This is a genomic window from Novosphingobium sp. 550D, assembly GCF_057401885.1.
In genome coordinates this window covers 1,556,979-1,575,312 of the sequence record NZ_CM171613.1, presented here as the reverse complement: position 1 = coordinate 1,575,312, position 18,334 = coordinate 1,556,979, and the positions used below count along the sequence as shown (strand labels likewise).

Here is an 18,334-nt window from a genome sequence, read left to right as displayed (position 1 = left end):
TCATTTGCCTAAAATAGGGAATTGTACGCCCCATCTCAGTACGGCGGATTTTGACGTTACAATGCGAAAAACCAGATCGGGAATGGTTAAATCCGGGACTGGGAAACAATGGAACATATCGAAATCACCCAAGGCACGGCACAGCGGCACGCTCCGCTTGTGCAACGCGCCGGCGCGGTGATCGCCACGATGGGCAGCACTTGCAGACTGCGCCTGATTGAAGGCGCAGCCGATGGTCGCAGCCCGGTGCTTGGTGATGATCGTACGACGATCCGCCTGATGAAGGGTCGACTTAACCAATTGGAAAGACTGCCTGTTCCGCGTGGCGGGCGCAAACCTCACTTTGCCCTTTCCTATGTGGATGCCGCAGGTGAAGACGCCCTGGCCGCGTTGATCGCCAGCGCGACTTGCGGTGGTCCGGTGGCCGCTGATCCGGACTCGCTTTCGGTCCTCGCTTTGGCCGAACGGCTCGCGCTCAGCGATATTCCGGTGCTGATCGGTGGGCCGACCGGCACGGGTAAGGAAGTGCTCAGCCGGTTCATCCATGACAGCAGTCCGCGCAAGAATGGACCCTTTATCGCCGTTAACTGTGCCGCCATGCCCGAAGCCATGCTCGAAGCGCTGTTGTTTGGTCATACCAAGGGCGCGTTCACCGGCGCGACCAGCGCCAATGAAGGCTTTTTCCGCGCAGCAGACGGCGGCACGCTCCTGCTCGACGAAATCGCTGAAATGCCGCTGGCGCTTCAGGCCAAATTGCTGCGCGCCTTGCAGGAAGGCGAAGTGGTGCCGATCGGCGCGACCCAGCCGGTACGCTTTGACGTGCGCATCATTGCTGCGGCCAACCGCGACCTGCCGACCGAAGTGGCCGAGGGCCGTTTCCGCGCCGACCTGTTCTATCGCCTCAACGTCTTCCCCCTCGCGCTCAAGCCGCTGCGGGAACGTCTGGAGGACATCGCCCCGCTCGCCTTTGCGCTGGCGCTGCGCCACACGCCCGCCCATCGCCCGGTGCCGTGGATCGGCGCCGAAACCATCGCCATGCTGCGCGCCCACGGATGGCCCGGCAATGTGCGCGAGCTGGAAAATGTGATCCGCCGCGCGCTGCTGCTGGCCGAAGGTCTGGGCGGCGAGGCCAGCGGAGAAATCCGCCCCGAACATATCCGCTTTGATTCCGTGGCCAAACTGGTCGAGGAACCCGCCATCGTCGTCGAAACCATGCCCGAACCGGCCATCCCCGCATCGCACGCGGGCCGCAAGCTGGCCAATATCGTGCAGGTGAGCGAGGCCAAGGCGATCCTTGAAACACTGGCCGCGTGCGGGGGCAGCCGCATCGCCGCGGCGCGCCAGTTGGGCATTTCGGAACGCACCTTGCGCTATCGGCTTGCGTCCCTGCGTGAAGCCGGGATGCCGGTGGCCGCCGTCGGCGGAGGCCGCAGATGAGCAGCATCGGGGGCATCGGTGCATCTGGCGGCAGTGCATGGGGTGGGCCTTCGGGCCTACGCGAGATCATGCAATTGCGCGCCCAGATCATCGAAAAATCACAAATACTGCAACAGATTCATTCGCCGCAGACCCAGTCGGTGCAATCGGCGGGCAGCAATCAGGGCAGCTTTACCGACAAATTGCATGACGCCATGCAATCGGTGAACGCGACCCAGCAACGCGCCGACCAACTGACCGCCGCCTATGAAACCGGCCAGACGCAGGATGTCGCCAAGGTCATGTTGGCCCGGCAGGAAGCGTCGGTGGGTTTTGAAGCGACGCTTCAGGTCCGCAACAAGCTTTTGACCGCCTATCAAGACATCATGAAAATGGGGGTCTGATAAATGGCTGATCTCGTACCGGCCACAGAGACAGGCGGCCTGCCGGCGCCGCCCATGGGATCGATCCTGACGCCGTTGACCGACCCCAATGCGGGAACGCCGATGGCCCGCGCGCGCGCCTTCCTGGGCCAGGAACCGGTCAAGAAGGCCCTGCCCTATTTCGGCGGTCTCTCGCTGCTGGGCGCGGGCGCCTTGGCATGGGGCATGTTGGGTCAGGCGCCGCAGCGCGTCCTCTATTCGCATCTTGACGATGGCGAACGCGCCAATGTGGTGGAACAACTCGACAAGGCCAAGATCCCCTATTCGATCGACAGCAACACCGGCACGCTGACGGTGGACGAGGCCAATCTGTACAAGGCCCGCATGGTCGTGGCGCAGAATGGCACGCTATCGATGCCCGACACGGCCAGCGACAGTCTGGACAAGCTGCCCATGGGCGCCAGCCGCGCTCTGGAAGGCGAGCGCCTGCGCGCGGCGCGCGAACATGAACTGATGCTCTCGATCAAGGAGATCGATGGCGTCCAGTCGGTGCGCGTCCATATTGCCGAGGGCGAAAAATCGGTCTTTGTCCGCGACCAGATCGCCCCTTCGGCCTCGGTCATGCTGCGTCTGGCCGATGGGCGTCAATTGACCGACAAGCAGGTGTCCGCCGTCGTCAATCTGGTGGCCGGTTCGGTGCCGGGCCTGTCGCCCGATGCGGTGCGGGTGGTGGACCAACGCGGCCGCCTGCTGACCGATCGCGGCGGGGCGGACAGCGACCGTCTGGAAATGCAGGCACGCCTTGAGGAAAAGCTGCATGGTCAGGTGGCCGCGCTGCTGACGCCGATGTTGGGCGATGAAAATTTCACCAGCGAGGTCCAGATCGAGCTGGACAATGATCAGGTGACCAGCGCCCGCGAGTCCTATGACAAGCAAGGCGTTGTGCGCAGCGAAACCAGCCAGCAGAGCCAGCAAAGCGCCTCGCCGCAGGCATCGGGCGTGCCGGGCACCTTGTCGAACACGCCGCCCCCCGTCACCCAGCCCAGCCCCGGCGCCCCGCAAGGCACGCCCACCGCTGCGGCCAGTGCCGCCCCCACCGCCACCGAAACCAGCGCCAGCAAGAATTACGAACTGGGCCGCGAAGTGGCCGTGACCAATCGCGGGCCGGGACAGATCAAGCGCCTGTCCGTGGCGGTCGCCCTGTCATCCAAGGCGATGGCCAATGTGAAACAGGCCGATATTGAACAGATCAAATCGCTGGTTTCCGCCGCCGTCGGCGCCAATCCGGCGCGGGGCGATCAGGTGGCCGTTGTCGTGCGCAGCTTTGAACCAGTCTCGCCCGCCGCCGTGCCGTTTTATGAAACGCCATGGTTTGCCCGCGCGCTGCATTACGGCGCGATGCTGCTGGGCACGCTGATGGTGCTGTTGTTGGGCGTGCGTCCGTTGATCAAGGCGATCCGGGGCGACAAGCCCAAGCAAAAGCCGCTTTCGACCAAGGAGGCCAAGAAGCTGGCCAAACAAAAGGCCGAGGAGCGCGCCGCCGCCGAGGAAGAAGCCAAGGCAGCCGGAGAGCCGATGGACGCCGCCGACCCGCCCGGTCTGGCCGCCATTTCGCCCCGCATCCGGGACGAATCCGAACCGGAAGAAATCGATGCCGCGATGGTCGAACGCCAGGTCGAAATTGCCCAACAGATCGTCGAAACCAAGCCCGACAGCGCAGTGATTGCCCTGCGCCAGATGTTGCAGCCCGTGAATGAAGAGACCCAAGCACCATGAGCGACATGAACGCCATTGATACGCAAAATGCCGTTGGCATCGACACGCCGCCGCTCTCGGACGCCGAAGCGGCCGCGGTGCTGGTCATGCTGCTGCACGAGGATCAGGCCAGCCGCATGTTGGGGCAATTGAGCCCCGCCGAATTGCAATTGCTGGGCCAGAAGATGTGCGCCTTGGGCGAAATCGGGCCAGAGGCGATTTGCCGCGCGGTCGATGGCTTTGCCGCGCGCACGCAAAAACTGGGCATTGACGCATGGGGCCGCACCGACCGTGTGCACAATCTGATGCGCCGCGCCGTGGGCACGGTAAAGGCCGACAATCTGATGGAGCGCATCGCCCCCGATGCCCCCCCGCCCAGCCCGCTGGCCATCACCAAATGGCTTAACCCGCAGGCCATCGTGCCGCTGGTCAAGGGGGAGCATCCTCAGGCGATTGCCGTGCTGTTGATCCAGTTGGAGGCGGACGTTGCGGCCAAGGTGCTGCATTCCCTGCCGCCCGATCAGCAGACGCAGGTGGTCCACCGCGTCGCCACGATGGGCCCGGTCAGCCCCGAAGCCCTGTTGATGCTGGAAGAATTGCTCAGCCGCCGGATCATGGAATTCCACGGTCGCGGCGCGCTCACCATGGGCGGGGCCAAGAATGCGGCCGAAATCATCAACAATTCGGCCAAGACGGTGGAAAAGCGGGTCATCCCCGAAATCACCAAGATGGACAAGGCATTGGCCCGCGCGATCGAAAACGAAATGTTCAAGTTCGAGCATCTGTTCGAACTCGATCCCAAATCCATGGGCGCACTGCTGCGCGAGGTGGAAAGCGACATTCTGATCAACGCCCTGAAAGGCATTGCCGAAGAACAGCGCGACGTCTTTTTCGCCGCCATGTCCAGCCGCGCCGCCGATGGCGTCAAGGATGAAATCGCCAGCCGTGGCCGCCTGAAAATGGCCGATTGCGTCGAAGCGCAAAAACAGATCGTCGCCGCCGCCCGCCGTCTGGCCGCCGAAGGGGTCATCTCCTTTGGCAGCGGCGAGGACGATTATGTGTAACGGCTCCGGGTATAGGGGTGCGGTCTGATGGCTGATCTTGCGGGAATTTTGGCCGGTGGCGGGGGCAGTTTCACCCCCGACGCGCGCTTTGCCGGGCTGCGCGGGCTGGAGGATGAATTGCCCGGCCCGCTCTCGGTCATGCGGATGCGCTTTGCCCCCATCACCCCGCCAGAGGCCGAACCTACGCTGGGTGTCTTGGTCGAGGATGAGGTCAGCCCGGAGCCCGACCCCATCGAAACCGCCCGGTCCGAGGCCTATACACGCGGGTGGTCCGATGCCCATGCCGCCGCGATTCAGGCCGCCGCCATGGCCGATGAAACGCGGGGCCAGATGGAAATCGTGCTGCGCCGTCTGGACGGACAATTGGCCGAACAATTCCGCCAGCGGTTGATGGAAACGGTGATCGCCCTTTGCGAAAGCTGCCTGGCCCCGCTGGCCTTGGACAAGGACGCCTTGATGCGCCGGGTTGAACGGGCCGCGGCCATGTTTAACCGCGCCGATGATGACCGCGTGATCCGTATGCACCCCGAAGACTTGAGCGCGATCCAATCCCGCCTGCCCAAGGATTGGGAGGTACAGGGTGATTCCACGATGGAACGCGGCGCGATCCGCGTGGAAAGCCGCAGCGGTGGCATCGAGACCGGCGGCGCAGAAGACGGCCCCGAACAATGGCGCCGCGCAATTATCGCCGCGCTCGACATCGGGGGCCTCGACTGATGCTGCGCATTTTCGACGACCTGCTCAGCAGCCCCGACCCCATCGACCTGACGCCCCAACGCTATGGCGTGGTGGCGGCTTGCGACGGGGGCTTGCTGGAGGTGGCGGGCCTGTCGGTGCCGGTGGGCGCGCTGTGCCGGATCAGCCATGGCAATGGACAATCGTTAAGCGCCGAAGTCATCGGTTTTCGCAATGGGCGGACGCTGATGATGCTGCTGGGCGATACGGTTTTGCTGCGCCCCGGTGCGCGGGTGCGCCCGGTGGGCAAGCCCGGCATGTTGCCCGTTGGCGAAGTCTTTCTGGGCCGCGCCGTCGATGGCGAAGGCAAACCCATCGACGGGCTTGGCCCGCTGCACCCTCGCGCCCTGTGGCCGGCCGGCGGCGTGCGCGCAGGCGCGCTGGACCGCAGTCCGGTGCGCCAGAGTTTTGATACAGGCATTCGCGCACTTAACGCCATCACCACCTTTGGCGTGGGGCAACGTATCGGCATCATGGCCGGATCGGGTGTCGGCAAATCGGTGCTGCTGGACATGATCGCCCATGGCGCCAGCGCAGAAATCGTCATTGTCGGCCTGATCGGCGAACGCGCGCGTGAAGTGTCCGATTTCGTCGAACGCCATATGGCGGGCAGCAAGCGCGCCTCCACCGTCGTCATTGCCGTGCCCGCCGACCATGCGCCCAACCTGCGCATTCGCGGGGCGATGCTGGCCACATCCATGGCCGAATATTTCCGTGCGCGGGGGCGCAAGGTGCTGCTGATCATGGATTCTCTGACCCGCGTGGCCCATGCCGGGCGCGAGATTGGCCTCTTGCTGGGCGAACCGGGCGCGGCGCGGGGTTATCCGCCATCGGCGCTGGCCACGATCACCAAGCTGGTCGAACGCGCGGGCAATTCGGCGCAGAGCAAGGGCTCTATCACCGGGCTTTATACGGTGCTGGCCGATGGCGATTCCCAGGATGATCCGGTGGTGGATACGGCGCGCTCGATATTGGACGGGCATATCGTCCTGTCGCGCGATCTGGCCCAGCGCGGGCAATATCCGGCCATCGACATTGCCGCATCGCTGTCCCGCGTGATGACCGACATCACGTCCAAGGACCACCAACGCCTTGCCCGCGCCTTCCGCGCTCTGGTCGCCGCCTATGAGGCCAACCGCGATCTGGTGTTGATGGGGGCCTATCGCGCCGGGGCCGATCCACAACTGGACCGCGCCATCGCCATGCATCCGGCCTTGGTCAAATTCCTGACGCAGGAAGGCGGCACCATCGTCACACTGGAACAGGCCGTGGCCCAATTGGGCGCCTTGCTGGGCCATGAAGGCTGAGCGGGACAAACTGAAACGGTTGCAAAGGCTGGAGCGGGTTCGCGCCATTGCCAAGCAGACCGCCGCCAGCGAGGCCGCCCGCGCCGAAGGCTCCTATGCCCAATTGACGCAACTGGCCCAGCGGACCGGGCAATTGGCCGCCGATTATGCCGCACGCACCGACATCACCGATGGCGCGGCTTTGCGGTCGATGAACCGCTTTGCCGCAGGTTTGCAGGGTATTCGCGCCGCCACCCAGGCCGACGCCAACCGCGCCCAGATCATTGCCGACAAGCGCCAGCAGGAATTGGCCATGGCCGAACGTCGCCGCGCCGCCGTCGAGGATCGCGCCGCAGCACAGGCCCGGCAAATTTCCGTCCGGCAATCCTATGCCGCATTGGCCGGTCAATTGCAGGCGGCAAAACGTCGGGATTCCGGGGATTAACGCCCAAAAGCTGAATTGGCACGGCCATTGCTTAATAGACTGCAAAGCCCAAAAGGAGCCCAGCTTCATGCCCGATGCCACCAGTTTGAACGCCAGTTCCAGCCCCTTGGCCACGCTGCTTGCCGTAGGCGGAACCGGCGTGTCGGCGCAAACGGGCGCTCAGGGCGCGGCGACTAACGGAACTGGCACCCCCATTGGGGCCGCAACCGCCGTTGATCCGACCATCCCGCCGCAACCCGACGCATTTCAGGCGATGTTGAACACGCAGGCCGGCCCAATTGCGGCGGCGGCCTCCTTGCCCCAACCCATTGTGATGCCCAGTGTCGCCGTTTCGACCGGCGATGACACATCCACCGACACCGCAACCGCCCCCGTTTTGACCACCATTGCGGCGCGGGGCCTCAGCGGCAATTTGCCGGTGGGCGGCAAGATCTTGCCGGTCGGCCTGACGCTGGATGATGGCGGGCAACCGGCCGAGGAGCAGACGCCTGTTTCCATCGAGACGCCGCAAATGACCGCGACAAAGGCGGTGACGGTGAACGCAGTTCTGGCCGTGCTGCGCACGCCGAAAAATGCGGAAAGCAAGGAGCCGGCCGAAGCCAAGACCGACGCAACCAATGATACCAACGGCGATGAAGCCGTTACCGATAGCGCTGATCAGCCGGTTGCCCCAGCGCCCGATGCCGCCGGCATGATGGCCGCGCAACCGGCACCCGTGATCGCCACCTCGCAAACCACCGGGCGCGCCATGACGCCATCGGCGACGACCGCCGATCAGGGCGTCCCTACCTCGATGACCACGGTTGCGGGCAAAAACGCGCCGATGGCCAGCCGGACCTCGACGACAACGGATACGGACAGCGCCACCTCGACCGCGAGCGCGTCATGGATCGGCGCCCCTGTGTTGCCGGGCATGACCATGAAATCGGCGGCCCCCGCCGCCAACGCCGCTTCGGATCAGCCATCAACCGATGTCGCCACCACAAAGCGGTCGGGTGTCGCATTGGCAACCAAAGATCCCCGGTTGGCCGCAAAGCCTGTGGCCCAATCCGCCGACCATGCGGACACCATTCGTCCGGGCGGCGCAAGCTCGCTGACCCCGGCGGTGCAGCCGGAGATCACGGCCCCCATCCTGCGCGAAGCCTTTATGACGGCCAGCGACAATTTGAGCGCCAGTTCCCATGTTTCGCTTGCCGCATCGACGCAAATGGACGCGACCACAGGCCCCGAAACGTCGCGCGACATGAGCGCTCTGGTCGATCGTCTGGTCGAAACCCGTGCGGCGCTGCGTTCCGGCACCCCGGCCCAATGGGTGCAAACATCGGTGCAACACGCCGAATTTGGCCGTGTCGCTTTGCAAATCCGCCAAGATGGCGACAACCTCTCGGTCGCGATGAGCAGCAATGACCCCGGCTTTGCCCCGGCGGCACAGGCCGCACTTCAGGCATCGCACAGCCTGTTGCAACCCGCCGCCGCCCAGACCGGAGCGGACACATCACAGGACAACCGCCAGCCGGGCCAGCAAGGTCAGGGCAACAGCGCCAATCCCTATACCGACCAATTCGGCAACCCGGCATCGAACGGTCAGAGCGGAGGACAGGCGAGCGGAGGGCAGGCCAATGGCCAGCAAGCCCGCCAACAGTCCGCCTTTGTCACCGAAAATCAGCCAACAGCCCCGCAGGCGCAGCCCAAGGCCGACACCGCGCCCGATGGCAGCGCCCGTTCGGGCCGCACGGGCATTCTGGCCTGACCCTCTCCCCATTAGCATTCAGAGACCGACACCATGAGCAAGGAAAAGACCGACACCGGGGAAAAGCCCGCCAAGGGCAAAAGCCCCATCATGCTGATCGCGATTACGGCGGTCCTGATGCTGGCGGTTGGCGGGGGCGGCGCGTTTGCGGCCTTCAAGATGGGCTATATCGGCGGCGGCGGCGAAGAACACCACAAGGAAGACAATTCGCCCAAGCTGATCAAAAAGGGTGAAGAAGACCCCTTTGCCCCCAAGGCCGCCGAGGGTGGCCATGGTGAAGGCGAAGGCGGCGCCAAGGAAGTCGAGGGCGAAGGTGGTAGCCCCTATAAGACTTCCTACTACACGTTTTCCGAAGATTTTACATCAAATCTCAAGAATTCCTCGGCGCTGGTCCAGATCTCGGTGGCCTGTTCGACCCACCGCGATGGGCGTGTCCTTATGTGGCTGAAAAAGCACGAATTGGCGGTCCGTTCGGAAATGCTCAAAGTGCTGGCAGACACGCCCGAAGAAGAGGTTTCGACGGTCGAAGGTAAGGAAAAACTGCAAAAGCGGCTTACCGACGCCATTAACCATGTTTTGACAGAAGAAGAGGGCTTTGGCGGCATTGACGCCGTCTATTTCAAGAGCTTCCTCGTCCAGTGATCCTCCACACCGACCGGAGACCCACGTCATGAAACCGCAGCGCGAGTTCATCGCCGAACGCCCGCTGGCCGAGCACTGCCCCGAGCTGTTGAAGCGCGGGCCGGCGCCCGAAGACCTGCTTCAGTTGCTGGAGCGGATGGGGCAGCGTTTTGCCCGCCGCCTGTCGGGCGCCTTTGCCCCACTGATGGGCGGCGAGGCCCCGATCGTGAGCTGCACCAGCCCGCGTGAAACGAAGATCGGCAGCCTGAACCAGTCGATTGCTGCTCTGGCCGCCAACAGCCTGTTGGCCATTGGCGGGGAAAAAACGCCGCTGCTGGTGTCGATTGAGGCCGAACCCGTGCTGCGCATCGTCGACCGCGCCTTTGGCGGCAAGGGTGAGGCCCCCGCCCCCATGCCCAAGCAATTTCCGCCCGCCGCCGAATTGATGATCGCGCGGCTTGAACTGATGCTGGCCGAACATCTGGTGGCGGCGGTGGGATCGACATCGGGCCGCGCGCCGGATGCCGAAATGCCCGAAATCACCGCCATGCGCCGCGATGGCAGCCTGATCTCGCTGTCTCCCTTTGATGAGAATGTGCCGCTGGCCATGCTCAATCTGGAGGTGGACGATGGCGGCGTTCTGCCCTGGCTGATGACGGTGGCGATGCCTTTCACGACGCTGGCGCGGATCTTTGGCTATGCCGAAAAGGAGCGCGAGTTCCGCCCCGTCAATTTCACGACCGATCCGGCGCAGGGACCGTTTTCCGAAGTGCCCATCACCATCAGCGCCGTTCTGGTCGATATGCGCGTGCCCTTTCCATCCATCGCCTCGCTGGCGCCCGGCGTTGTGTTGCCGGTGGCGGTGTCGCGCCATGTGCCGCTGCGCGTGGGGGAACGAACCATCGCGCATGGCACCGTGGGCACCATGGATGACCGCGTCGCGGTGCAAATCGACCAAGCCTTTACCGATGAGAGGACCAACGCATGAATTTCCAGACATCGCAGGGTTTTGGCGCCCGCGGCTTCGATTTTCTCAAGGATGTGGACGTTCGCCTGTCGGTGGAACTGGGCCGCACGGACATGAAGCTGAAAGACGTTCTGGCGCTGGGCGAGGAAAGCGTGGTGCTGCTCGACCGGCTGACCGATGAACTGCTGGACGTGATGGTCAATGGCAAGGTCATCGCCAAGGGCGAGATCGTGGCCCAGGGCAACCGCTTTGGCCTGCGCATCGTGGAAATGGCGGGCGGCGAAGAAGGCCCCGAAATCCCCGCCACCCCCGCTGCGACCGGTCGTGGCCGCGCCAAGGCAACGGACATCGGCTGATGCTGTGGTATATCGCCAAACTGCTGATACTTCTGCCGCTGATCGGCGGCATGATCTGGGGCAGCCTGAAACTGTCGCAGAAATTTCAGTCGCGTTTCATGGGCGCGGGCCAAGGGCGCCGTATCCGCATCGTCGAAACACTGATGCTCAGCCCGACCCAGAAACTGGCGGTCATTTCCTTTGCCGGGCGTGAAATTCTGGTGGCCAGCGGCCGCCATGGCATGACCCGTCTGGCCGAAGTCGAAGCGCCCGATGGCGCGACCTTCGAAGAAAACTTCCGCGATGGCGATGATTTCGCCCAGACGCTGCGGAGAATTGAAAAGTGATGCGATGGATTCGCGCCCTCCTTGCCCTGCCCGTGCTGTTGCATGCCGGCGTGGCCATGGCGCAAAATGCCACGATTGGCGCGATTGCCGGAACCGGCGGCGCGCCGGCGCCCGCATCAAACGGATCGGCCATTCCGGGCGCGCTTGACCGCGCCTTTTCCTCGATGAACGGCGGTCCGGGCGGGGGCATGACGCTCTCGATGCAGATGCTCCTCATCATGGGGCTGCTCTCGATCCTGCCCACGCTGGTCCTGATGATGACCAGTTTCACGCGCATTCTGGTGGTGTTCTCGATCCTGCGTCAGGCCATCGGATTACAGCAATCGCCGCCCAATCAGGTGTTGATCGGGCTGGCGCTGTTCCTCTCGCTCTTCATCATGACACCCACGCTGGACAAGGTGAGCGCCAATGCGCTGACGCCCTATTCGGCGGGCAAGATCAATGCGGAACAAGCAATTTCCACCGCAGGGGTGGAATTCCACGCCTTCATGGTCCGCCAGACGCGCCGCGCCGATCTTCAGATGTTTGCCGATATGGCCAAGGCGCCCAAGTTCAACCGGCCCGAAGATGTGCCTTTCTCGATCCTGTTGCCCGCCTATGTCACGTCGGAATTGAAAACCGCGTTTCAGATCGGCTTCATGCTCTATCTGCCCTTTCTGGTGATTGACCTTGTGGTGGCGGCGGTGTTGATGAGCCTTGGCATGATGATGCTCAGCCCGGCGATGATTTCCTTGCCGTTCAAACTATTGCTGTTCGTGCTGGTCGATGGCTGGGCGCTCTTGATGGGTAGCCTGGCGGCGAGCTTCAACTGATGGATGAAACCTCGCCTCTGCTCGCTCTGGCCGACCGGATGCTGTATGTCGTGGCGCTGTGCGGCGCGCCGGTGTTGCTCACCAGCCTTGCGGTCGGCCTTGTCGTCTCGATCTTTCAGGCGGCCACATCGGTCAACGAACAGACGCTGACCTTTATCCCCAAGGTGATGGCGACAGGCTTGGTGCTGGTGCTGTTTGGCGCCGGGATGCTGGGCCTGATTCAGGATTTCGCCAGAGAGATCTTTGCCGCCATCGCCCAAATCGGCGCGGCCCCGGCGCAATAAAGGGAGGCCCATGCGATGATCGGCCTCGATTTCGGCTTTGGCCCGTTACAGGATGACTTCTTCCGCTGGATGTTTCTGATGACGCGGATCGGGGCCGCGTTGGTGGCCGCGCCCTTTTTCGGCATGCTGAACATTCCGGTGCAAATACGCGTCATTACGGCGGGGGCGATTGCTCTGTTGGTGGCCGGGTGGACGGATGTGGCCATGCCCGCCCAGATGTTTTCACTGCCGGGCATGCTGGCTCTGGCCGGAGAGATATTGCTGGGCACCACTTTGGGTTTTGTCCTGCAATTTGCCTTTGCCGCGCCTGCGATTGCCGCTGAACTGATCGGATCGACCATGGGCCTTGCCATGGCATCAACGGTGGACCCACAGAATGGATCGCATTCGCCCGCATTGGGGCAATATTTCACGGTGGTGCTGACGCTGGTGTTCTTTGGCCTTGGGTGCCACCTGCAATGGATCGCGCTGGTGGTCAAAAGCTACGAGGTCTTTGCGCCGGGCCATACGTGGATCGGGCCGGACCGGATACAGGCAATCCTGTCTTTTGGATCAATGTTGTTTGCCACGGCCATCGCCATGGCGCTGCCGGTGACGCTGCTCTTGCTGTTGGTGCTGGTGCTGGCGGGGGTGCTCTCGCGCTCGGCGCCCTCGCTCAACCTTTTCTCGCTGGGCCTGCCATCGGCCATTGCGGCGGGCTTTGCCACATTGGTGGCCACCAGCCCGATGTTGACCGACCGCATGATCGAATTGTCCGCCGATGCCATCCGCGCGGCGGCCGGAATCGTGGGGGTATGACCCATGGCCGATGAAGCACCGGGCGAAAAGACACATGCCCCAACCGCCAAGCGGCTGAAAGACGCCGCGGAAAAGGGTGACGTCCTACGCTCGCGCGAGTTGGCGGTGGCGGTGACGATGTTGCTGGCGGCGGCCTTTCTGACCGCGGGTGGGCCTTGGCTGTTGAACGGATTGATGCGGGTCATGCGGATCGGTTTTATCTTTGACCGGGCGGCCATCGATGATTTCAACCCGTCGCGCATGGCCTCGACCGCGCTGTGGCTGATGGCCCCGCCTGTGCTGGTTCTGGGGTTGTTGATGTCGGCGGCGGCCGTCCTGACGCAATTGGGGCCATCGCCGGGCGGACGCTTCATGATGGCCAATGCCGCCCCGAAATTCAGCCGCCTGAACCCCATGGCCGGGTTCAAGCGCATGTTCGGCCCCAATGGCTGGATCGAGGTGGGCAAGGGCCTGCTCAAGCTGGTGCTGCTGGGCGGGATTGCGTGGTATTGGGCCGGGTCGCGGATCGAGCCGATGCTGGAACTGGGCGCGGTGGGCCTTGCCGGTCAGCTTGATTTTGCATGGAATGCGCTGACCAGCCTGTTGTTTCAATTATCGGGCGGGTTGATCATCATCGCCTTGTTCGATTTCCCCATCCAATGGGTGCGCCGCATGCGCCGGTTGCGCATGAGCCTTGAGGAAATCAAGGAAGAGAACAAGCAGCAGGAGGGCAGCCCCGAAGCCAAGGGTGCCCAGAAACGCCGCCAGCGCCAGATCGCCATGGGCGCGATTGCCACCGCCATGGCCAAGGCGCAATTTGTCGTCACCAACCCGACCCATTTTGCAGTCGCTCTGGCCTATGATCCGGCGGTGGCCTCGGCGCCCTATGTCGTGGCCAAGGGACGCGGGGAAAAGGCGCTGGCGATCCGCGAACTGGCCATGGAAAAGGCGTTGCCATGCATGGAATATCCCGGCCTTGCCCGTTCCATCTATTACACCACCCGCGAACAACAGATGATCCGAGAGGAACTTTACATCGCGGTCGCGGCGGTACTGTCCTTTATCTATGCCCTCAAACGCGGCGAAAACCGCGCCGCACCCACGATTGATGTGCCCGCCGATCTGCGTTTCGATGGCGATGGACGCCCCGATCCGCAAGATCATTATGATCCTTTCGCGCGGCCTTAAGTCACGCGGACATCGGACGTTCTTACATCCATGACCACGACCAGCTCCACCACCAGCACGACGTCGACCACGACGACCGACAGCGCCTCGATCGGCGCCCAGCTGCTTACCTCGCTGGGCGTGGGTACGGGGGTCGACATGACGCAGATGGCGACCAATGTCGCCACCGCGCAATATGCGACCCAGACCGATGCGCTGAACACGCGTCTTTCGAACATCGCGCTGCAGATCTCGCAGGCTGGCCAGCTCAAAAGCGATCTTCTGACGCTGTCCTCGTCCTTTTCCAGCCTGATCGACAGCGGCAATCTGCTGCCCTCGCCCACGGTCACCAATTCGGCGGTCGCCAGCGCCAGCCTGCCGTTGGGCAGCGCGGGGGCAACCGGGTCCTATTCGCTGGAGGTCACCGCCCTTGCCAAGCCGCAGGTGTTGGCCACCAAGACATTCGTGCCGGGCGAACAGACGATGAAGGCCGGCACGCTGACCTTCAATTTCGGCACGGTCAATGGCGCCGGCCTGACCGCCGACAGCAACCTGTCCAGCAAGACCATCACCATTGCCGATGGCGCCACGCTGGCCCAGGTGGCAACCGCCATCAACAGCGCCAAGATGGGCGTGACCGCCTATGTCGCCACCAATGCCAACGGATCGCAATTGGTGTTCAAGGGGACCGAAGGCGCCAATAACGCCTTTACCGTCACCGCCAATGACACATCCGATGCCAGCAGCACCGGCTTTAACAGCGTTGGCGTGCTGGCCTATAGCACGGCGGCCACATCGACCACGATCACCCAGCAGCAGGGCGCAGGCAATGCGTCCTACAAGCTGGACGGCATCACCCGCACCAGCACCAGCAACACGATCGACAATGCCGCGCCCGGCCTATCGCTCAAGCTGACGGGCACCAATGTCGGCAATCCCACCACGATCACCTATTCCGATCCGTCCAGTTCGATCACCAACACGATGACCAATCTGGTCGCGGCGCTCAACGCCATCATGACCGAATTGAACACGAACATGTCGGCCGCCACGGGCAACCTGTACAATGACACGGGGGCAAAGGCTGTTTCGCGCGCCTTTTCGCAATTGGCGGGCACCACGATCATGGGCAATGCCGCCGATGGCGAACCCAAAACGTTGGCCGATCTGGGCCTGTCGACCAACCGGGACGGGTCATTCAAGCTGGATACGACCAAACTGGCCGCGGTCCTGTCGTCAAACCCCAGCGGGGTTGCGGCCATGTTCACCAAGGGCGTCAACGGGATCTATTCGACGATCTTCAAAATGACCTCGGCGTTGACGACCAGCACGGATACAGGCTCTTTGGCCGGTTCGGTGACGCGTTACACCAATTTGCAGGCCACGTTGACCACGCAAAAAACCAAATTGAGCGATCAGCAGGAAGCGCTGCGCCAAAGGTTGATCACGCAATATGCGGCCAGCAATGCCGCCGTGGCCGCGTCCAATTCCACGCTGACCTATCTGAAAAACCAGATCGACGCGTGGAACAAATCTTCGAATTAAAGGGGACCCAACGATATGCTCGCCCGACGCAATCCCGGCGAAGTCTATCGCCGGGTAGATTTCGACGCCCGCGTTTCCGGCGCCACGCCGGGTGAACTGGTGCGCCTGTGCTATGAACAGCTGATCTCGTCGCTGGGCGGCGCTCTGATCGCGGTTCAGCGCGGCGACAACCAAATGAAGAGCCAGATGCTGACCCGTGCCATTTCGGCGCTCAACGCGTTGCAAATGGGCGTGTCGGGGGATGAAGGGATTGCGGGCGCGCTGATCCATTTTTACACCGCCACGCGCCGCGCCGTTTTGGACAGCGTTCTGGATTTCGACGCCGACACTATCGCCCAGATCCGGCAGGATTTCATCGACATTTCCGAAAGCATGAGTCGCGGGGCCAACTGAGCCGGGCGCCGAATGGAAATTCGAACAAGTCGGGCGATATGTATAAAAACACCAATAATCGCCAAAAATATTTCTTGCCCTTTGGGGCAAGGTCGCCCGCCAAGACGCGGTCATTTTTCCCTGCAATTGCAATAAAAAGGCGTGAATACTTTCACCTTGCCTAACAAGGCGCCAAAACCACGAGAATCTGCTTACGTTCAAATACTTAAACCCGCTTGAATGAAACGGTTTCGGATCGAACGCTACGCCGTAACGGAGCCAGTTACCATCCAATGCCTAGGCAAGTTTTGCTAGGGATTAACCAAGACAGCTCAAGGGGGTGAGGTTAAATTGAACAACGGAACCAGCCTTTTTCTCGTAGACGGTGATGTTCGACGCCGCGCCGCCATTTCGCACCTGCTCGCAGGCAGCTCAGTTCATGTGGAGCCTTTTGAGGACCCCTCCGAACTGATCGCCCGCTGGCCCAAGAACGGGCTGTTGCTGGTCCATGATGATGGCCGTTCGATCGCCATGCTTCTGGCCCAGATGGGGCGTCTGGGGCAATGGTTGCCCGTCATCGGATTTGCCCAGGAACCCAGCACAAGGCAGGTCGTGGGCGCCGTTCTCGAAGGCGCGATCGACTATGTCTCATGGCCCTTTAACCGCGAGGAAATCGTCGCCGTGGTCGAACAGGCCGAGGCCAAGGCCGAAGTCTTTGGCAGCGCCAAGCTGCGCGAAGCCCTGGCACGCAGCCGGGTGGACCGATTGACCAAGCGCGAACGCGAAGTGCTGGCCGGGGTCGCGGGCGGCCTGTCCAACCGGATGATCGGTGAAAAGCTCTCGATCTCGCCGCGCACGGTGGAAATCCATCGCGCCAATATGCTGACCAAGATGGGGGCAAACCATACTTCGGAGGCCATCCGTATCGCGATTGAGGCGGCGCTGGTCAGCTGACGGGCGCCGCGGGGCGGTCATTCAGGCCGAAATTGTGGGAAAGGCGGCGCTCGTTTGGGCGCCGTTTTTCGTTGTGGCGCACAAAAATGGCGCCCCTTGGCGCCGTTGCAAAGTTTGCAGGATCACGCCCCGCCAGTTTGAAACCGGCGGGGCTGTCTGTCCGGATCAGGCCTGATTACAGGCCGAAATCAGCGCAGGCCCAAGATCGTCCAGCGACATCACCTTTTCCGCCGCATTGGCCGCGACGGCGGCGGCGGGCGTTTCACCGACCTTGGCCGATGCAGGATCTTCGACAAAGGTGCGCGAACCGGCGTCCCGCAGCAGCTTGAGCCCCTTGGCCCCGTCGCCGCCCATGCCGGTCAGGATCGCGCCCACCGCCGGGACGGCCGCACGCGCCATTGTGCCGAACAGAAGCGTTGCCGAAGGGCGCGCGCCATCCACCGGATCACGCTGAACCATGCGCAGGCGCGGGGGCGAACCGGGTTCGAACACCACATGCTTTTCCGGGTCGGCGGCAATGTGGATCGTGCCGGGCGTCATGGTTGAACCATCCTTGGCCATGGCGATCTTGCACTTCAATTCGCCGGCCATGCGCGTGATGAACGTATCGACCAGCGCCGGCTCACTTTGCAGCACAACCACCGTGGGCGGGCAATCGGCGGGGAAATCCACCAGCATCTGGGTCAGGGCGTCAATGCCGCCCATCGATGTCGCAATGGCCAGATAGTGCCCGTTCCACACGAATTGCACTTCGGACTGGCGCGCTTCGCGCTGAGCGTTCGGCTTGGGGACTTTGACGTTCGAATTGGCCGCGGCCAACACGATCTTGCCCAGCTTGCCCACCGTCTTGGCAAATTGTTCGGGCGTGGCCTTGAGCGGCTTGGGGAAACATTCCACCGCGCCCAGCGCATAGGCCTTGAGCGAGGTTTCGGTCCCGCTCTGCGTCAGCGATGACAGCATCACCACCGGCAGAGGGTTGGTGGACATGATCTCTTCAAGAAATTCAATGCCGCTCATGCCGGGCATTTCCACATCCAGCGTCACCACATTGGGCTTGAGCTGTGCGATCTGATCGCGCGCCTCGTCGGCATTGGCCGCGGTGCCAATCACGGTCACATTGCGTTGCTGTTCCAGAACGTCGGAAAACAGCGCTCGCATGGCGGCCGAATCGTCCACAACCAGCACACGTGCATCGTTCATTGTCGCAGGTATCCCGTCTTCGTTGATAGTGCGGACCAAAGGCCCCGAAAACCATCTTTAACCCTGATTCACGAAGCAAATGCCTGCGCATTATTAAGTGCTTACGCCTAGATCCCGAA

General features: G+C 62.7%; 20 protein-coding genes. 19 read left to right on the top strand and 1 reads right to left on the bottom strand.

Going from position 1 to position 18,334, the window contains the following annotated elements:
• Window positions 1-108 precede the first annotated feature (108 nt).
• From AC2S2E_RS07410 to AC2S2E_RS07320, 19 genes are all read left to right on the top strand, one after another.
• Window positions 109-1,437: a sigma-54 interaction domain-containing protein gene (locus tag AC2S2E_RS07410; protein ID WP_476101515.1), complete on the top strand. Its 1,329-nt coding sequence runs from the start codon at window positions 109-111 to the stop codon at window positions 1,435-1,437.
• Window positions 1,434-1,820 carry a flagellar hook-basal body complex protein FliE gene (gene fliE / locus AC2S2E_RS07405; protein ID WP_476101513.1) on the top strand — a complete coding sequence of 129 codons (387 nt, stop codon included), beginning with the start codon at window positions 1,434-1,436 and terminating at the stop codon, window positions 1,818-1,820. Before AC2S2E_RS07410 ends, fliE begins: the two co-directional genes overlap by 4 nt.
• Before the next feature lie 3 nt (window positions 1,821-1,823).
• Window positions 1,824-3,575, top strand: coding sequence for a flagellar basal-body MS-ring/collar protein FliF (gene fliF, locus AC2S2E_RS07400; protein WP_486524311.1), 1,752 nt, complete (start codon window positions 1,824-1,826; stop codon window positions 3,573-3,575).
• Complete coding sequence (locus tag AC2S2E_RS07395; protein ID WP_476101509.1) at window positions 3,572-4,618, top strand: flagellar motor switch protein FliG; 1,047 nt, start codon at window positions 3,572-3,574, stop codon at window positions 4,616-4,618. The genes fliF and AC2S2E_RS07395 overlap by 4 nt, the downstream gene beginning before the upstream one ends.
• Before the next feature lie 27 nt (window positions 4,619-4,645).
• A complete protein-coding gene (locus tag AC2S2E_RS07390; RefSeq protein WP_476101507.1) occupies window positions 4,646-5,335 on the top strand; it encodes a FliH/SctL family protein in 690 nt (229 codons plus the stop codon).
• Window positions 5,335-6,660, top strand: coding sequence for a FliI/YscN family ATPase (locus AC2S2E_RS07385; RefSeq protein WP_486524310.1), 1,326 nt, complete (start codon window positions 5,335-5,337; stop codon window positions 6,658-6,660). Before AC2S2E_RS07390 ends, AC2S2E_RS07385 begins: the two co-directional genes overlap by 1 nt.
• Complete coding sequence (locus AC2S2E_RS07380) at window positions 6,650-7,084, top strand: hypothetical protein (protein WP_486524309.1); 435 nt, start codon at window positions 6,650-6,652, stop codon at window positions 7,082-7,084. The genes AC2S2E_RS07385 and AC2S2E_RS07380 overlap by 11 nt, the downstream gene beginning before the upstream one ends.
• 67 nt (window positions 7,085-7,151) lie before the next feature.
• Window positions 7,152-8,834 carry a hypothetical protein gene (locus AC2S2E_RS07375; protein WP_486524308.1) on the top strand — a complete coding sequence of 561 codons (1,683 nt, stop codon included), beginning with the start codon at window positions 7,152-7,154 and terminating at the stop codon, window positions 8,832-8,834.
• A gap of 33 nt (window positions 8,835-8,867) precedes the next feature.
• Window positions 8,868-9,476 carry a flagellar basal body-associated FliL family protein gene (locus tag AC2S2E_RS07370; RefSeq protein ID WP_476101499.1) on the top strand — a complete coding sequence of 203 codons (609 nt, stop codon included), beginning with the start codon at window positions 8,868-8,870 and terminating at the stop codon, window positions 9,474-9,476.
• Between the two features lie 28 nt (window positions 9,477-9,504).
• Window positions 9,505-10,443 carry a FliM/FliN family flagellar motor switch protein gene (locus AC2S2E_RS07365; protein WP_476101497.1) on the top strand — a complete coding sequence of 313 codons (939 nt, stop codon included), beginning with the start codon at window positions 9,505-9,507 and terminating at the stop codon, window positions 10,441-10,443.
• Window positions 10,440-10,778: a flagellar motor switch protein FliN gene (fliN, locus tag AC2S2E_RS07360; RefSeq protein ID WP_476101495.1), complete on the top strand. Its 339-nt coding sequence runs from the start codon at window positions 10,440-10,442 to the stop codon at window positions 10,776-10,778. Before AC2S2E_RS07365 ends, fliN begins: the two co-directional genes overlap by 4 nt.
• Window positions 10,778-11,104, top strand: coding sequence for a FliO/MopB family protein (locus AC2S2E_RS07355; protein ID WP_476101493.1), 327 nt, complete (start codon window positions 10,778-10,780; stop codon window positions 11,102-11,104). The genes fliN and AC2S2E_RS07355 overlap by 1 nt, the downstream gene beginning before the upstream one ends.
• On the top strand, window positions 11,104-11,916 hold the full coding sequence (gene fliP, locus AC2S2E_RS07350) for a flagellar type III secretion system pore protein FliP (RefSeq protein WP_476101491.1): 813 nt from the start codon (window positions 11,104-11,106) through the stop codon (window positions 11,914-11,916). The genes AC2S2E_RS07355 and fliP overlap by 1 nt, the downstream gene beginning before the upstream one ends.
• Window positions 11,916-12,200, top strand: coding sequence for a flagellar biosynthetic protein FliQ (locus tag AC2S2E_RS07345; protein ID WP_476101489.1), 285 nt, complete (start codon window positions 11,916-11,918; stop codon window positions 12,198-12,200). The genes fliP and AC2S2E_RS07345 overlap by 1 nt, the downstream gene beginning before the upstream one ends.
• A 15-nt stretch (window positions 12,201-12,215) precedes the next feature.
• Complete coding sequence (gene fliR / locus AC2S2E_RS07340; protein ID WP_486524307.1) at window positions 12,216-12,998, top strand: flagellar biosynthetic protein FliR; 783 nt, start codon at window positions 12,216-12,218, stop codon at window positions 12,996-12,998.
• Between the two features lie 3 nt (window positions 12,999-13,001).
• Window positions 13,002-14,165 (top strand): EscU/YscU/HrcU family type III secretion system export apparatus switch protein, encoded by a 1,164-nt coding sequence (locus AC2S2E_RS07335; RefSeq protein ID WP_476101484.1) that lies wholly within the window; start codon window positions 13,002-13,004, stop codon window positions 14,163-14,165.
• Window positions 14,166-14,195: 30 nt separating this feature from the next.
• Window positions 14,196-15,689, top strand: coding sequence for a flagellar filament capping protein FliD (gene fliD / locus AC2S2E_RS07330; RefSeq protein ID WP_476101482.1), 1,494 nt, complete (start codon window positions 14,196-14,198; stop codon window positions 15,687-15,689).
• A gap of 15 nt (window positions 15,690-15,704) precedes the next feature.
• On the top strand, window positions 15,705-16,082 hold the full coding sequence (locus AC2S2E_RS07325; protein ID WP_476101479.1) for a flagellar export chaperone FliS: 378 nt from the start codon (window positions 15,705-15,707) through the stop codon (window positions 16,080-16,082).
• Window positions 16,083-16,502: 420 nt separating this feature from the next.
• Window positions 16,503-17,015, top strand: a complete 513-nt coding sequence (locus tag AC2S2E_RS07320; protein ID WP_476101477.1) for a response regulator transcription factor — start codon at window positions 16,503-16,505, stop codon at window positions 17,013-17,015.
• Between the two features lie 165 nt (window positions 17,016-17,180).
• On the opposite strand, the gene AC2S2E_RS07315 is transcribed toward AC2S2E_RS07320, so the two are convergent.
• Window positions 17,181-18,215 (bottom strand): chemotaxis protein CheB, encoded by a 1,035-nt coding sequence (locus AC2S2E_RS07315; protein WP_476101476.1) that lies wholly within the window; start codon window positions 18,213-18,215, stop codon window positions 17,181-17,183.
• Window positions 18,216-18,334 lie beyond the last annotated feature (119 nt).

Coding starts and splice junctions, on each gene's coding strand:
- AC2S2E_RS07410 (WP_476101515.1), top strand. CDS start 109: ATGGAACATATCGAAATCACCCAAGGCACGGCACAGCGGCACGCTCCG.
- fliE (WP_476101513.1), top strand. CDS start 1,434: ATGAGCAGCATCGGGGGCATCGGTGCATCTGGCGGCAGTGCATGGGGT.
- fliF (WP_486524311.1), top strand. CDS start 1,824: ATGGCTGATCTCGTACCGGCCACAGAGACAGGCGGCCTGCCGGCGCCG.
- AC2S2E_RS07395 (WP_476101509.1), top strand. CDS start 3,572: ATGAGCGACATGAACGCCATTGATACGCAAAATGCCGTTGGCATCGAC.
- AC2S2E_RS07390 (WP_476101507.1), top strand. CDS start 4,646: ATGGCTGATCTTGCGGGAATTTTGGCCGGTGGCGGGGGCAGTTTCACC.
- AC2S2E_RS07385 (WP_486524310.1), top strand. CDS start 5,335: ATGCTGCGCATTTTCGACGACCTGCTCAGCAGCCCCGACCCCATCGAC.
- AC2S2E_RS07380 (WP_486524309.1), top strand. CDS start 6,650: ATGAAGGCTGAGCGGGACAAACTGAAACGGTTGCAAAGGCTGGAGCGG.
- AC2S2E_RS07375 (WP_486524308.1), top strand. CDS start 7,152: ATGCCCGATGCCACCAGTTTGAACGCCAGTTCCAGCCCCTTGGCCACG.
- AC2S2E_RS07370 (WP_476101499.1), top strand. CDS start 8,868: ATGAGCAAGGAAAAGACCGACACCGGGGAAAAGCCCGCCAAGGGCAAA.
- AC2S2E_RS07365 (WP_476101497.1), top strand. CDS start 9,505: ATGAAACCGCAGCGCGAGTTCATCGCCGAACGCCCGCTGGCCGAGCAC.
- fliN (WP_476101495.1), top strand. CDS start 10,440: ATGAATTTCCAGACATCGCAGGGTTTTGGCGCCCGCGGCTTCGATTTT.
- AC2S2E_RS07355 (WP_476101493.1), top strand. CDS start 10,778: ATGCTGTGGTATATCGCCAAACTGCTGATACTTCTGCCGCTGATCGGC.
- fliP (WP_476101491.1), top strand. CDS start 11,104: ATGCGATGGATTCGCGCCCTCCTTGCCCTGCCCGTGCTGTTGCATGCC.
- AC2S2E_RS07345 (WP_476101489.1), top strand. CDS start 11,916: ATGGATGAAACCTCGCCTCTGCTCGCTCTGGCCGACCGGATGCTGTAT.
- fliR (WP_486524307.1), top strand. CDS start 12,216: ATGATCGGCCTCGATTTCGGCTTTGGCCCGTTACAGGATGACTTCTTC.
- AC2S2E_RS07335 (WP_476101484.1), top strand. CDS start 13,002: ATGGCCGATGAAGCACCGGGCGAAAAGACACATGCCCCAACCGCCAAG.
- fliD (WP_476101482.1), top strand. CDS start 14,196: ATGACCACGACCAGCTCCACCACCAGCACGACGTCGACCACGACGACC.
- AC2S2E_RS07325 (WP_476101479.1), top strand. CDS start 15,705: ATGCTCGCCCGACGCAATCCCGGCGAAGTCTATCGCCGGGTAGATTTC.
- AC2S2E_RS07315 (WP_476101476.1), bottom strand. CDS start 18,215: ATGAACGATGCACGTGTGCTGGTTGTGGACGATTCGGCCGCCATGCGA.